This is a genomic window from Pseudovibrio sp. Ad37 (genome assembly GCF_001623075.1).
In the GTDB taxonomy this organism is placed as follows: Bacteria; Pseudomonadota; Alphaproteobacteria; order Rhizobiales; family Stappiaceae; genus Pseudovibrio.
Genome location: NZ_LMCF01000012.1, coordinates 1 through 14,825, shown reverse-complemented (window position 1 = coordinate 14,825; position 14,825 = coordinate 1). Strand labels below are relative to the sequence as shown.

At 51.3% G+C, this 14,825-nt stretch carries 10 protein-coding genes; 3 read left to right on the top strand and 7 right to left on the bottom strand.

The genetic code is table 11. The features are described 5' to 3' along the window. Nucleotides 1–195 precede the first annotated feature (195 nt). The 3 genes from choV to PsAD37_RS02115 form a co-directional block, all read right to left on the bottom strand. A complete protein-coding gene (gene choV, locus PsAD37_RS02125) occupies nt 196–1,239 on the bottom strand; it encodes a choline ABC transporter ATP-binding protein (protein ID WP_063294740.1) in 1,044 nt (347 codons plus the stop codon). Continuing rightward, nucleotides 1,236–2,084, bottom strand: coding sequence for a choline ABC transporter permease subunit (gene choW / locus PsAD37_RS02120; RefSeq protein WP_063294739.1), 849 nt, complete (start codon nt 2,082–2,084; stop codon nt 1,236–1,238). The genes choV and choW overlap by 4 nt, the downstream gene beginning before the upstream one ends. A gap of 207 nt (nt 2,085–2,291) precedes the next feature. Continuing rightward, nucleotides 2,292–3,248, bottom strand: a complete 957-nt coding sequence (locus PsAD37_RS02115; RefSeq protein ID WP_063286302.1) for a choline ABC transporter substrate-binding protein — start codon at nt 3,246–3,248, stop codon at nt 2,292–2,294. Nucleotides 3,249–3,520: 272 nt separating this feature from the next. On the opposite strand from PsAD37_RS02115, the gene betI reads away from it, so the two are divergent. The 3 genes from betI to betB are packed head-to-tail and all read left to right on the top strand — an operon-like array spanning nt 3,521 to nt 7,320. Continuing rightward, a complete protein-coding gene (betI, locus tag PsAD37_RS02110) occupies nt 3,521–4,123 on the top strand; it encodes a transcriptional regulator BetI (protein WP_063294738.1) in 603 nt (200 codons plus the stop codon). Nucleotides 4,124–4,158: 35 nt separating this feature from the next. After that, the gene (gene betA, locus PsAD37_RS02105; RefSeq protein ID WP_063294737.1) at nt 4,159–5,808 is read left to right on the top strand and encodes a choline dehydrogenase; all 1,650 of its coding nucleotides are present in this window, start codon (nt 4,159–4,161) and stop codon (nt 5,806–5,808) included. Between the two features lie 15 nt (nt 5,809–5,823). Next, nucleotides 5,824–7,320, top strand: a complete 1,497-nt coding sequence (gene betB / locus PsAD37_RS02100; protein WP_063294736.1) for a betaine-aldehyde dehydrogenase — start codon at nt 5,824–5,826, stop codon at nt 7,318–7,320. A 99-nt stretch (nt 7,321–7,419) separates the two neighbouring features. On the opposite strand, the gene PsAD37_RS02095 is transcribed toward betB, so the two are convergent. From PsAD37_RS02095 to PsAD37_RS02080, 4 genes are all read right to left on the bottom strand, one after another. Further along, complete coding sequence (locus tag PsAD37_RS02095) at nt 7,420–8,733, bottom strand: HlyD family type I secretion periplasmic adaptor subunit (protein WP_063294735.1); 1,314 nt, start codon at nt 8,731–8,733, stop codon at nt 7,420–7,422. Further along, the gene (locus PsAD37_RS02090; RefSeq protein WP_063294734.1) at nt 8,733–10,487 is read right to left on the bottom strand and encodes a type I secretion system permease/ATPase; all 1,755 of its coding nucleotides are present in this window, start codon (nt 10,485–10,487) and stop codon (nt 8,733–8,735) included. Before PsAD37_RS02090 ends, PsAD37_RS02095 begins: the two co-directional genes overlap by 1 nt. Before the next feature lie 91 nt (nt 10,488–10,578). Next, a complete protein-coding gene (locus tag PsAD37_RS02085; RefSeq protein WP_063294733.1) occupies nt 10,579–14,082 on the bottom strand; it encodes a hypothetical protein in 3,504 nt (1,167 codons plus the stop codon). A gap of 539 nt (nt 14,083–14,621) precedes the next feature. Continuing rightward, nucleotides 14,622–14,825 (bottom strand): transposase (locus PsAD37_RS02080; RefSeq protein WP_193778198.1); only part of this gene is annotated, 204 nt, incomplete at its 5' end.

Here is a 14,825-nt window from a genome sequence, read left to right as displayed (position 1 = left end):
GATCCAAATTTTTTAAATAAAAACGTCTTTCTCTGTAATTCCACTCGTCAAATTATGCAAACACTCGAAAGCTGAGTGAGCACTATTCTTCTAAAGCAACTATTAGGCCGCAAATGCCTGAGGATTTCTTAGGTTAACGAAAACAGGCGCATCTTTGCAGATGCGCCTGTTTAGAATCGATGAATGTTCTTCGTCCTAAACGAAACAGTCCATGATTTCCTGTTCGCGAATGATGCCGACCGGGCGGTCTCCGCGATAAACCGCGATTGGACCTGCGCTGTGGCGTTTCATTTCAATCACTTCTCGGATCATCTGCTTTGCTGTGCACTTTGGCATCTCTTCAACGCTCACGATCACATCAGCACTCATCTGCGAGAGATCAGTCATGATGTCTTCAGCGTGCAGAACATTGAGCGGGTTCATGTGCGCAACGAAGGACTCAACGTACTCATCCGCTGGTTTCTTCACGATTTCCTGCGGAGTACCGATCTGCACCACATGACCGCCTTCCATGATGGCGATGCGGTTGCCGATTTTGGCGGCTTCGTCGAGATCATGGCTCACGAACACGATGGTTCTGTGCAATCTTTCCTGCAGTTCCAGCAGCTCATCCTGCAAACGGCTGCGAATGAGAGGATCGAGTGCAGAGAACGGCTCATCCATCAGCAGGATTGGAGCATCTGTTGCGAATGCACGCGCCAGACCAACACGCTGCTGCATGCCGCCAGAAAGCTCATGCACGTATTTATCACTCCAGCCGCCAAGACCGACAAGTTCCAGCTGTTCTTCGACACGTTCCAGACGCTGAGTCTTAGGAATACCGGAGAGCTCCAAGCCGAAGCCAACGTTGTCTCGGACTGTACGCCAAGGCAGCAAGCCGAATTGCTGGAACACCATGGCAACACGTTCGCGGCGCAGTTTACGCAGGCGCGAGGTAGAGCAGGTGGTTGGGTTGACCTGCTCGCCATCATCAGCAACGAGCACTTCGCCGCGGCAAACCTTGTTCAGGCCGTTGATGGCGCGGAGCAGGGTGGACTTGCCAGAACCGGACAGGCCCATGAGAACGAGAAGCTCGCCCTGCTGGATGTCGAAGGTCGCGTTGGCAACGCCAACCAACTGGCCGGTTTGGTCCTGAATTTCAGCGCGGGTTTTGCCGGCATCAATTAAGGGTAGGGCAGCGTCGGGCTGATCTCCGAAAACAATGGAAAGGTTTTTGAAGGAAACAACAGGATTCGTCATTTTTTGCTGCCCTTTTCTTCTGAGCTCTTGAAGAAACGGTCAAGCACAATAGCAATCAGCACGATTGCAATACCAACCTCAAATCCTTTAGCGATGTTCACTGTGTTCAACGCACGAAGTGTTGGAACACCAAGGCCATCCGCGCCAACAAGGGCAGCGATCACAACCATGGACAGTGACAACATGATGGTTTGCGTCAAGCCAGCCATGATGTTTGGCAGCGCATATGGCAGCTCAATCTTAAAGAGCTTCTGCCAATAGGTCGCGCCAAAAGCTTCACCGGCTTCCAGCAGATGCTGCGGCGTGGATGCAACACCAATCTGGGTGAGGCGAATGGATGCTGGCAGGGCAAAGACGACTGTTGAAATCAGACCTGGAACTACACCCAGACCGAACAGGATCAGGGCAGGGATAAGGTAAACAAACGTTGGAATTGTCTGCATCAAATCCAGCACAGGCCGTACCCATGAGAAGAACTTAGGGTGATGCGCGGAGTAAACGCCGACAGGAATACCAATCAACATACAGATAAAGGTGGAGCTGAGGATCAGCGCCAGCGTTTCTGTGGTTTCATCCCAATAACCCTGGTTGATGATAAGCAGCAGGCTCACCGCAACAAAGGCTGAAAAGACGAAGGATCTTCTGACCACGAAGGCCAAAGCTGTGGCAATGACCACAATGCCGAGCGGGTGAGGGGCTTGTAAAAGCCATAGTACACTGTCGATGAGCCATTCGATTGCAACGGAAATCGCATCGAAAAAGCCACTTGCATTGTCGGTGAGCCAGTCAACTCCCCACTTGGCCCATTTGCCGATGGGTAGTTTGTGCTCTGTTAGCCACTCCACGGGAAACCTCAGATTTTGTTATTGTATATCAACGCATAAGCGTCATTTCATTTGTAGGGCAGGATACAAAATAGTTGGTACCGACAAGCAGCTTGCCCCAGTTGCGCAATCGCTATTCCAGCTGTCGGAGTGTTCTGGAATAATGCGCTAAGAGGCGGACTGCGAGTGTATCGCATCCGCCTCTCAATTCATGCTCGGTAATGACCCTTAGAGGCCGAATGCAGTCTTTGCAGCAGCAAGACCATCTTTACCGTCAAAAGTAGTTACGCCAGCAAGCCATTTATCAAGAGCCTCAGGGTTCTTCTTGATCCATGCTTTTGCTGCGTCTGTTGGCTCTTCACCATCGTTCAGAATACCGTTCATGATCTCGTTCTCCATCTGCAGGGAGAAGGTGAGGTTCTGAAGGAATTTGCCCATGTTCGCACACTCAGCAGAGTAACCTGCGCGGGTGTTGGTCAGAACGTCAGCGCCACCGAAGTTTGGACCGAAGAACTCGTCACCACCGGTGAGGTACTCCAGCTCAAAATTGGAGTTCATTGGGTGCGGAGCCCAACCGAGGAAGACGATGTCCTGGTTCTTGCGAGTTTTACGCGCGACCTGGGACAGCATGCCAGCTTCAGATGATTCGACGAGGTCGATTTTGTTGAGACCGAACGCGTTTTTCTCGATCATATCGAGGATCAGACGGTTACCGTCGTTGCCTGCTTCAATGCCGTAGATCTCGCCATCAAGGTCTCCAGAGAATTTTGCGATGTCCGCAAAGTCCTTCAAACCCTTGTCATAGGTATACTTAGGAACAGCCAAAGTATACTTGGCGCCAGTCAGGTTGGTTTGAACAGTATCAACGGTGCCAGCTTCACGATATTTCGCGATATCAGCTTCCATTGTCGGCATCCAGTTGCCGAGGAATACATCAATATCGTTGTTTGCGAGAGACGCATAAGTGACTGGAACGGAAAGTACTTTTACGTCTGTTTCGTAACCGAGCGCGTCCAGCACAGACGTTGCTGTGGCGGTGGTTGCGGTGATGTCTGTCCAGCCCACGTCGGAGAAGCGTACGGTTTTACAGGCTTCCGCTTCTGCGGCGAGAGCTGACCCAGTGATTAGTAATAGTACTGAAGCAGAAGTAGAAAGTTTCTTTATCAGGCCACTAGCAACACTCATGTAAATCTCCCCAATTTCTATATTTATTTAATAGAGCCGTAGAATTGTGCAGAAAACATGTCCTCAACAATACCTAGACGACAATTAAATTTTCAAATTCCTTCGTTCACTAAAGCTAATAAACACCCGATGGACTAAAGGCAACCTCTCCGTCAGATATTAATTACGATAAATCTGAGTGCAATACTTTTCAAAAGCTCCGAAATGTTCTAATAACTATTTTTATTGATTGAACGTTCAATAAAAATAAGCTTGGAGTGAGTTCGGCACAAATGCCTAAGGTCGGAATGGAAAAGGAACGCAAAACCTCGATAATTATGGCAACGATCAAAGCGATCCATGAAAAGGGGTACGCAGCGACAACAATGGCAGATATTGCCAAGAATGCCGGCGTTTCGACGGGCCTGCCACATCACTACTTTGGCTCGAAGGCAGCTGTCTTCAACGCAACCATAAGCTTTTTGCTGACGGACTTGAGCAAGCAATCCCGCAAGCGCTTGCTGAAGACGAAAACCCCTATGGAGCGGATCGATGCGATCATCCATACCAACTTCAGCGATGAGCAGTTTCAGCCCTCCGTTATCTCGGCGTGGTTTGCGTTTTATGTGGTGGCACGGACTGAACCCGGAACACGCCGGTTGCTTCAGATCTACCACCGACGGCTGATCTCGAACCTGACTGCGGAATACCACCGCGTCACAGATCGTGAGACGGCGATTACAGCGGCAGAAGGTACAGCTGCGATGATTGACGGGCTCTGGCTGCAATGCGTGCTAACGACAAACCGACCTGACGGGTCACCGGCAACAATGCTGGTTCAGGACTACGTGAAGAAATGTTTCGACAGTTTTGAAACGACAGAAACGACACAATAATAACTGGAATACGGCTTCAAGCCCAAGAGAATACAATGACTGCAGATTTCATTATTGTAGGCGCCGGCTCTGCTGGATGCGCCCTGGCAAACCGTCTTTCTGAAGATCCCCAAAACAAGGTGGTTTTGCTGGAGTTTGGTGGTTCGGATATTGGTCCGTTTATTCAGATGCCTGCTGCCTTGTCCTATCCCATGAACATGTCCCGTTATGACTGGGGCTATGAGAGTGCGCCTGAGCCGCATCTGGATGGGCGTAAGCTTGCTTTGCCACGTGGTAAGGTGATTGGCGGCTCTTCCTCCATCAACGGCATGGTCTATGTGCGCGGCAATGCCTGCGACTTTGACAGCTGGGAGGAAATGGGGGCGAAAGGCTGGGGTTATCAAGACGTTTTGCCTTACTTCCAGCGCCTTGAGAACACCGAAGTAGAAGGGGACTGGCGCGGAAAGTCCGGCCCACTCTACGTCTCTCGCGGTACACGCTGGAGCCCGCTTTACGATGCCTTTGTGCAGGCTGGTGAAGAGGCTGGTTACGCTAAAACTGACGACTACAACGGTTATCGTCAGGAAGGCTTTGGCGATATGGAGATGACGGTGCACAATGGCCGTCGCTGGTCCGCCTCCAACGCTTATCTCTGGCCCATCAAAGGCCGCGAAAATCTGGAGATTATCTCCGGCGCGCACGTCAATCGCATTCTTATGGAAGGCAAACGTGCTGTTGGTGTTGAGTATATGCGCGGCGGGCAGGTGTATCAGGTCAAATGCTCCCGCGAAGTTGTCGTTTCTGCGTCTTCCATCAACTCACCAAAGCTGCTGATGCATTCCGGCATCGGTGATGCGGCGGCTCTGTCTGCTCTGGGCATTGATGTGATTGCAGATCGTAAGGGCGTTGGTGCGAACCTTCAGGATCATCTGGAGCTCTATATTCAGCAGGCCTGTACTCAGCCGATTACGCTCTACAAGCACTGGAATCTGATCTCCAAAGGCGTGATTGGAGCTCAGTGGCAGCTGGCAAAATCTGGTCTAGGCACCACAAACCACTTTGAGACCTGCGGCTTTATTCGCTCCAAAGCGGGCGTGATGTACCCTGACATTCAGTTCCACTTCCTACCATTTGCGGTTCGCTATGACGGGCAGGCGGCAGCTGAAGGCCATGGCTATCAGGTTCATGTTGGCCCGATGCGCTCCAAGTCTCGTGGTGCAGTAACGCTGCAATCTGCGGACCCAATGGACAAGCCGAATGTGCTGTTCAACTACATGAGCCATGAAGACGATTGGGAAGATTTCCGCCAGTGCATTCGCCTGACACGTGAGCTCTTTGCTCAGCGGGCGTTTGATCCATTCCGCGGCAAGGAAATTCAACCAGGCAAAGACGTTGAAAGCGACGATCAACTGAATGCTTTCATCAAAGAACATGTCGAGAGCGCGTTCCATCCGTGTGGCACCTGTAAGATGGGTGACGCGAATGACGAAAGTACTGTGGTTGACAGCGAATGTCGTGTGATTGGTGTTGACGGTTTGCGCGTTGCGGATAGCTCCATCTTCCCGCAGATTACGAACGGAAACCTCAATGCGCCTTCCATTATGGTTGGTGAGAAGGCTGCAGACCATATTCTCGGAAAAGGTATGCTTCCTGCCAGTGATAAGCAGGCGTGGGTTCACCCTAACTGGCAGAACGAACAACGGTAAGTGTTGGATTAAGAAATGACGAAAACAGATAACCTGACAAATGCATCCCAGCGTGCGCAGCCTGGTGGCTCTCACTTTATTGGCGGCACTTACGTTGAAGATACGATGGGTGAGGAGATCCTCAGCCTTTATCCAGCAACACAGGAAGTGATTGCGCGGGTTCACTCCGCAACACCGGCAATCATCACCAAAGCTGTTGCATCCGCACGGACTGGCTTTGCGATCTGGCGCTCCATGGCACCTGCTGAGCGCTCCCGCGTTCTGCGTAAGGCTGCCGACCTGATGCGCGAGCGTAACCGTGAGCTTTCCGAGCTGGAAACGCTTGATACGGGTAAGCCGCTGCAGGAAACTCTGGTGGCTGATGCTGCTTCCGGTGCTGAAGCGCTGGAATACTTTGCAAGCGTTGCGGCAACCTCCAACGGCGAACACATCGATCTGGGTGGCTCTTATGCCTTGACCAAGCGCGAGCCACTGGGCATTTGCCTTGGCATTGGCGCTTGGAACTACCCAATCCAGATTGCTGCATGGAAAGCTGCTCCGGCGCTGGCTGCTGGTAATGCGATGATCTTCAAACCATCTGAAGTGACTTGCCTGTCTGCGCTCAAGCTTGCTGAGATCTTCCGTGAAGCTGGCCTGCCGGATGGTGTATTCAACGTGGTGCAGGCATACCGTGAAGCGGCTGCTTCTCTGGTATCCCATCCTGAAATTGCCAAGGTTTCCCTGACAGGTTCCGTGCCAACAGGTATGAAGGTTGCTGAAAAAGCAGCTTCTCAGCTGAAGCACATGAGCCTTGAGCTGGGCGGCAAGTCTCCGATCGTGATCTTTGAAGACAGTGACATCGACAATGCCGTTGCTGCGGCGATGAATGCTAACTTCTATTCCACCGGTCAGATTTGCTCCAACGGCACACGCGTGTTCGTGCATTCTTCCATCAAAGATGAGTTCCTGAAGCGTCTGAAAGAGCGGACCGAGAAGATCCTTATTGGTGATCCGCTGAATGAAGACACACAACTTGGCCCGCTTGTCTCCAAAGCTCAGCTTGAGAAAGTGATGGACTACATCGCGATTGGCCAGAGCGAAGGTGCGGTTCTCTATGCTGGTGGTGGACGTCCGCAGGTGGCCGGCCTTGGTCGCGGCCTGTTTGTTGAGCCAACCATCTTCACTGAAGTCAAAGACGACATGCGCATTGCTTGCGAAGAGATCTTTGGTCCTGTGATGTGTGTGCTGGACTTTGATGATGAAGCTGATGTGATCCGCCGCGCCAACAACACCGAGTTTGGTTTGGCTGCTGCTGTGTTCACGAAAGATATTCAGCGTGCCTACCGTGTGATTGATCAGTTGGAAGCTGGCACTTGCTGGATCAACAACTACAACCTGACCCCGGTCGAGATGCCATTCGGTGGCTTCAAGAACTCCGGCATTGGCCGCGAGAATGGTCAGTGGGCGCTGGATCAATACTCTCAGGTTAAGAGCATCTATGTAGAGATGGGTGATGTTGAGGCTGGCTGGTAAACAGCCTCAACCATCAATGTGAATGAGCAGAGTAGGGGCTTTTGCTCGCGTATCTTTATCCGAAAACCGGTTTCCACTTTTCGGCGATACACGGCGTCCCTACTCACGCATTGCGTGGGCGATCTGATCGACCATTGGCTTCATGATGTATGAGATCACCGTGCGGTTTTCTGTCTGAATGAACGCCTCAACCGGCATACCTGGCACCAGATTTTTACCACCCAGTTTATCCAGCTGATCTTCTGAGATTGTCAGCTCAGCCATATAGAAGCTGAGACCGGTTTTGGGGTCTTCCAAAAGATCAGGTGAGATCGTCTTCACCTCTGCTATCAACTCAGGTGTTGTGCGTTGATCAAAGCTTGGCAGGCGGATCGTTGCTTCCTGATTGGGTGTCAACTGATCTACATCGATTGGCTGCACCTGCGCTTCAATCACCAGAACGTCTTCACGTGGCACAACTTGCATCAACACCTCACCGGGAGCGATAACACCGCCGATGGTGTGAATGGTCAGGTCGTGCACTGTGCCAGACTGAGGTGATTTGATTTCCATGCGCATCAGCTGGTCCTGTGCAGCGATCTTCTTTTCTTCAAGCTGGGCAACCTCTGCCCGGACTTGCTGAAGCTGTTCCAGTGTCTTTGTCAGCACATCTTCTTCGATCTGCATGATCTGAATATTGCGCTCTGCGATGGCTTCTTCTGTCTTGGCAATCTGGGCTATGAAGTCACCATATTCACCCTGAAGCTTGGTTTTCTCCCGTTTGAGGGCTGTGACACGGGACTCTGTGACCAGTCTTTTGGCCAGCAGCTTGTTGAGGTCTTCCAGTTCGCCATCTATCAAGCTGATTTCAATTTCTTTGGCATCTCTTTGCTGAGACAGTCCATCTATCTGCTTTTTATACTGCTGAATCTGAGCACGCATCTGATCCTGTCGGCCACGAAGGTTCTTGGTCTTCGCGACCATCATTCGACGTTGCCCTTCCTGAATGGTATTCAGAACCTGAGAATGTGCATCATCTGTGGCTCGTGTTGGGAAGAGAATTTCTTCCTCTCCATCACGCTCAGCTATCAAGCGAGCTTCCTGCGAATAGAGGTTGTCGAGCTGTTTGGTCACAACAGCAAGGTTGGCTCGGGTCACCGTGTCATCAAGGCGGAGCAGGGTGTCTCCCGCATCAACGGTATCCCCATCAGTCACCATGATGGAGCGGACAATGCCGCCTTCCATGTGCTGCACATTCTTGGTGTTGGTCTCAACGACAATGGTACCGGGAGCGATGATTGCACCGCGAATTTCCATCAGGCCGCCCCAAAGACCTACGCCTCCGACAAGGATAACAACCAGAAGACCAGCGCAGACCAGATGAAACCTGATACTGCCCTTAATCTGTTTGTCACTTTCAGAATGATTATACATTATGCTGCTCCTCGTTTGATCGGAGCTTTAATTGCTGCTTTTTGCGGGACTTGCTGGGTTTGAACCGGTGTCACAAGTTGCTTCATAACTTCATCACGCGGACCAAAAGCGGCTTGTCGGCCATCGTTGAGCACAAGCACCTTATTAACCGCTGCTATCGCACTTGGGCGGTGGGCAATCACGATGACGATCTTTCCTCGGCCCCGCATCAGCTTGATCGCATGGCTCAGACAGGCTTCGCCTTCAGAATCCAGATTGGAGTTGGGCTCATCCAGAACGATGAGGAAAGGCTCACCATACATGGCACGGGCGAGGGCGATACGCTGACGTTGGCCGCCAGATAAGGCATAACCACCACTACCAATAATCGTGTTGTAACCGTCCGGCAGGCTTGTGATGAACTCATGGATACTGGCAATTTTCGCGGCTTCAATGACGTCATCAGGGTTTGCGTCTTCCTTGAACCGGGAAATATTCTCCGCAACCGTGCCATCAAACAATTGAATGTCCTGCGGCAAGAAGCCAACAAATTCACCGATGCGCTCCGACGTCCATTGATCAAGCTCTGAGCCATCAAACCGGATTGATCCTGTCAGAGCATTGGTGATGCCGACAATCGAGCGAGACAAGGTTGATTTGCCAGAACCGGACTTGCCAATAACGCCAAGACCTTCGCCAGCCGCAAGACTAAACGAGATGCCTTGCACGATTGGCTGACGGATACCAACCGGACCACATGCCACACCGTCCAGATCAATCTTCTGATGCGGAAGGGGTAGTTCCATCACGTTGTTGGTGTCTTCTTTATTTTCGACTACCTTGCGCAAACGGGCGAGGCCTTGTCGGGCTGCCAGAAAACCTTTCCATTGGGAAACAGCTTGCTCAACGGGAGCTAAAGCACGGGAAGACATGATTGAAGAGGCAATCATGACACCAGAGGTGACCTCTTGCTGGATGACCAACCATGCGCCCATGCCAAGCATGGCGGACTGCAAAATGAAGCGGAAGGTTTTGACGGCTGTTGCGAAAAAGGCAGCTCGGTCACCTGCTTTGCGTTGCTTGACCAAGTAGGCATCATTGCCCTTGTGCCATCTGTTCTTCATCGTCTCCATCATGCCCATTGCCTGAATGACTTCAGCATTGGAACGACTGGCTTCAACAATAGCAGAGCGGCGGTTTGTTTCAGCTGCAGCCTCACTCGAAGGTCTGCGGGAGGTAAGTTCATTCAACCCAACCAGCGCACAAATGACCAACGCACCACCGATTGCCATCATGCCAAGATAGGGATGGAAGAGGTACACGATACCGAAATAGAGTGGCATCCACGGCAAGTCGAAGATGGCGGCAGGGCCTGGGCCTGAAAGGAAACTGCGCACCTGATCCAGGTCCTGAACCGGGCGCATCTTTGCACCTTTGGGGCCGAGAATAAGTGGTAGGCTCGTTGAGATCTCGTAGGAAACGCCAGAGAGCTGGGCATCTACACGTTGCCCAAGACGGGACAAAACACGACTGCGGAGTGTTTCCAGAATTCCATAGAAAAGAAAAAGGACACCAACAAGAGTTGCCAAAACGACGAGCGTTGGAACCGATCCACTTGCCAGCACGCGGTCATAGACCTGCAGCATAAAGAGTGGTCCTGTCAGCATCAAAATATTCAACAGCATGCTGACGCCACCAATTCCAACCAGTGCGGACCTTAGAGATCTGAATGCACTGGTGATTACAGATTCTTTCTGTCTTTGGCTGTCGGGCATAAGCTTTCTCTCAATTGCTTTGGGAATTAAAGCAAGAAACTCCCTCCCGGTATTCACCGGGAGGGAGCCGTTCTTTTGATTAGCTCATCAATCAGATCAGGCTATCATCCTGATTAATCGAATGCATCTGATCTACAACTCCGCCGTCTTCAGTTACTATGGTGTTGAAGTCGTCAGCTTCGAAGTTCTCCGCAGTGAGGTCTTCCACGTTAATGCCGTTCAAGGTGTAGGTGTGGCCACCATTGTCCAAAACCTCGATCACAACACTGTTGTTCTCTTCCGTGATCTGAACCTGTGATGCATTCAGATTACCAAAATCAATGGTGTCGGTTGCAGGGTCGAAGTTTGTGATGACTTCTTCTGATGCCCAATCCCAATTGATCTCAACGGTATCGCCTCCGATTGCTCCATTGCCGTTGGCCGCAGCTGCAAGAGCTGATTCAGGAGCATTCTGAGCCTCACGAGGACCAGTTTCCTGTTCAGCTTCCTGAGCAGGAGCGGCAACCGCATCATCATCTCTGTCATTGGAAGCAGCTGCTTCCTGTGCAGTGGTTGATGCTTCAGGAGCCTCTGGAATGTAGGTAGAGTCTACACTTTCAGCTTCGGACTGAGTTCCCACATCTGCCAGATTTTCAGCATTTGACAGGAAGTCATCAATCTTAGCCTGAGCAGCTGCATCATTTGCGATGATGCTGTTTGCTGTCAGATCGGCTACGACAATACCAACCAGCAGAAGTAACCGACCACCGTTACCCGGCAGAGTGAACAACACACCATTGTCGGTCTGTTCCACTTCGAACTGGTCGCCGCCAATCCAACCGATGTTCACGGTATCCTGTTCCGGGTTGAAGTTTGCAACTTCTTCCTGCTTGCCCCACTGCCAATCCAGTGTGAACTCACGAGGTGAACCATCGCCCGGATCAACTGGGTCAACCGGATCCACTGGATCTACAGGGTCGACCGAGTCAGGATCTGGGGTTGGGTCTGGGTCCGGAGTTGGGTCGACAGGTGGCTGTGAACCTTCACCGCTGAGCAGATCAAGGATTTCCTGCAATGTAGATGGATCTTTGATGTCGAAGTTATCGGCATTCAGATCCTCAAGGAACACACCTTCGAGCAGAAGGGTCTGTCCACCATTTGATGGCAGGGAGATCACAAGACCGTCTTCAGATTCTGTGAAGCTGATCTGGTCTGAACTGATCCAACCAATACTGATCTTATGATCCGCTGGGTTGAAGTCGGTGATAACGCTGTTTTCACCCCAAGCCCATGTGAACACGACCACACCATCACCAGGAACCTGACCCGGAGTGCCTGTACCCGGATCAACTGGGTCCGGATCTGGATCAGTTGGGTCGACTGGCTCAACCGGATCAGTTGGACCGAAGTCACCCGGTCTGGTCTGGTGGCCATCCGTTGTGTCGCCAGCTGGTGCTTCCGGAGTCAACAGGTCTTCACGGCTGACGAGGGTCACATCATCCTGATCAAAGCCAAATGGAACTTCAAGGTTATCTTCCATGACCTGATCGAAGTGGAATTCCAGCTGACCTGGGACCAGATCATCAAGGGAAATGCCTTCGAACAGGAAGCTCTGACCACTTGGCAGAGTAGAGATCAGCAGGCCGTCGTCAGTTTCTTCAACGCTCAGACGCTCACGTGTACCGTAGTACAGGAAGCTGATCTTCATGGATGATGGGTCAAAGTCAGAGATAACTTCGTGTACGCCGTACTCATGAGACCGGATGTAGACTGTGTCGTCTTCGCGAGGGCCCACGCCTTGTTCCCAAGAGACCACGCCACCAAGATCTTGACGGAGGTGTTCATTGCCAACCACTCCGAAGTCTGAGATGTCGACATCCTGATAGGTGACGCCCTGCACAATTTGTGCAGAAGAGCTCCACGGGCTGTCGAGAACAATTTCACCAGCAGGAGACTTGGTCACGATGAGGCCGTGAACAGATGTTCCGCCGAAGTCCAGCTCGTCCCTATCAGGATCAAAGCCAACGATATCGTCTGCGTTTACGTCAGCGCGGAACTTGGAACCACCTTCATCGGTCGTGCCGGTGACTGTTGGTGGGTTTGAACCGTCGTTGTCATAAACAAGCTCGTATCCGCCACCCTGACTTGGGTCCGGCACTTCAACGGTCTCGCCAATGGCAGAGACAACTTCGTTGAACGCAGACTGTTCTGCGACAGAGAAGTTTGCCAGAGACAGATCGGAGAGTGTCACACCCTGGAAGATGGTGGTGGACATGATGTTACCGAACTGATCAGTGATCACGATGCGGACTGTTTGTCCGAGTGCGTCACCGCTTTCCTCGAAGATCTCGAATTGTTCGCCAGTCACACCTTCCAGAATATGGATCATGTCAGAAGATGGATCGAAGTCTGCAATGACCTGAGACTCACTGTCCAGACCGAGCATATACATGTCGCCAGTATGGCCACCATGCCCATCATCGCCATCGCCTGGATGACCATGACCATCGTCACCATCACCTGGATCTACCGGGTCAACGGGATCAACCGGATCAACAGGATCGGTTGGTTCTTCAGGCTGAGTGTTTCCGCCAACAAGGTCTCTGATCAATTCAGCTGCTGATGCATCCTGAATGGAGAAGTTTGCCAGTGTCAGGTCAGCAAGTGCAACCCCGGCCAGGAGCAGCGTCTGCCCGCCATTGGACGGAATAGAGAAGAGTACGCCGTCTGGTGTCTCGGTCACTTCAAGTTGGTCTGCACTGATCCAGTCAACGAAGATCACGCCGTCTTCAGTGTCAAAGTCGTTGACGACTTCCTGTTCACCATATGACCATGTGACCACCACATCAGCATCTTCTTTTGGAACGCCAACGCCTGGCAGAGGGCCGTTCAGGCCTTCTTCGCCAGTCAGACGATCCTGGAAGTAGTCGATTGCTTCATCAACAGTTGGGCTTTCAAAGCCGCCAAACTGCTCAACATACTGCAGAATAGAGGTACCGTATTCGTCCTGCGAAACGTTGCCGCCCTGCAGGAGAGCAAGTGTACCGTAAGCGCCACGCAAGTGGGCAGCAGCCAAAATACCCGTCAGTGTGAGGGTTACGCTGACATCCTGACCCTTCTGCTCGTAGGTGAAGTCTTGTCCAATAAAGTCGTCCAGTGACTGGCCGCTGTTGGACAATCCATTTTCAATAATCTGGAGATTGAAGCCAAATGCTTCTTGAATAGCAACTTCCTGTGCTTCAGGAGTCATAAACTCTTCTAGTGAGTCGACGCCATTTTTGCCGGTCCAGGTGCCATCCCAAGTGTTGGTGGCTGCGCCGTTGCCGTAAAAGACGTCATCATCATAGTAACCCAGATCGATAAGCAGAGCTTCACCGAACTGGTAGCCGACGAACCCAAGAGAGTTGGTGGAGCGATAAGACATCGCACTCCATTGGTCGTCGTTCAGATCCCCCCAACTATCATACTCTGGAAAGAAGTCTTGCACCGGACCGCCTGCCCATTCGTTGAGCTGCCAATCCTGAATTCTGCCGTCGTTGTATCTTTCGCGATCCCAACCGGATTCGAAAGCCCGCAATGCGTCACGGAATTCGTCATATGTGCCACGATAGTCCATTGTATTCCCTCAATTTTTATTGAGAGGTTCCAGACAACTCCGAAATTAATGGAGCAAGCCGAATTGCTAAGGTCCGGAAGGCTCACCGAGCCGCTCTCGTTAAAAACGAACGCTGATGCGATCTGACTGCAATTTTGTTCTTTGCGTTTCCAACAGCGCATTGTTTGCAGTGCATCTGATCGCTTCCGCGTTCGACGAGGCTGATTTTTCTGGAAATTGGGGCCAAATTTCGAAAGAAAAATGGAGTATTTATTACAGACGATTTTAAAAAAATCTCTGCGAATCAATGTTTTACATCACAGAATACCGTTTTTAGAATCTGACGTTTCTGTTTTCTCTCAGTATTTCCGCGGCTTAACGATTCTATAGATTTAGAAAGATCTTTGGTATTTTATTGGCGTTTAAGGTGCCTTATTTGCCTTATTTGGCTCGTATTACTTTAGGATATCTACCTACACATTCTTGTGAATTATGCGGATATCACACGTGCTGCACGCACCATCAGGCTTCCGACTCAAAGTGCCTAGAGCTTGTCGCGTTTAATCGGTCATGTATCCAGCTGTTTTGAAGAAGTTGTTGCACTCTTGCTTTGTGAAGAGGTCGCAGACTTGGCCTACGGCCTGCCACAGTGCTTGATAACTTCTTGCTGCGGCCTTGCGGATCAAGGCCTTGAGTTTGGAAAATGCCATCTCGATGGGATTGAGATCCGGACTGTAAGGTGGGAGGAATAAAAACCATGCACC

Bases quoted from the DNA above. Each gene is read 5' to 3' on its own strand.
- betI (WP_063294738.1), top strand. From the start codon at position 3,521: ATGCCTAAGGTCGGAATGGAAAAGGAACGCAAAACCTCGATAATTATG.
- PsAD37_RS02095 (WP_063294735.1), bottom strand. From the start codon at position 8,733: ATGTATAATCATTCTGAAAGTGACAAACAGATTAAGGGCAGTATCAGG.
- PsAD37_RS02085 (WP_063294733.1), bottom strand. From the start codon at position 14,082: ATGGACTATCGTGGCACATATGACGAATTCCGTGACGCATTGCGGGCT.
- betB (WP_063294736.1), top strand. From the start codon at position 5,824: ATGACGAAAACAGATAACCTGACAAATGCATCCCAGCGTGCGCAGCCT.
- PsAD37_RS02115 (WP_063286302.1), bottom strand. From the start codon at position 3,248: ATGAGTGTTGCTAGTGGCCTGATAAAGAAACTTTCTACTTCTGCTTCA.
- choV (WP_063294740.1), bottom strand. From the start codon at position 1,239: ATGACGAATCCTGTTGTTTCCTTCAAAAACCTTTCCATTGTTTTCGGA.
- PsAD37_RS02090 (WP_063294734.1), bottom strand. From the start codon at position 10,487: ATGCCCGACAGCCAAAGACAGAAAGAATCTGTAATCACCAGTGCATTC.
- betA (WP_063294737.1), top strand. From the start codon at position 4,159: ATGACTGCAGATTTCATTATTGTAGGCGCCGGCTCTGCTGGATGCGCC.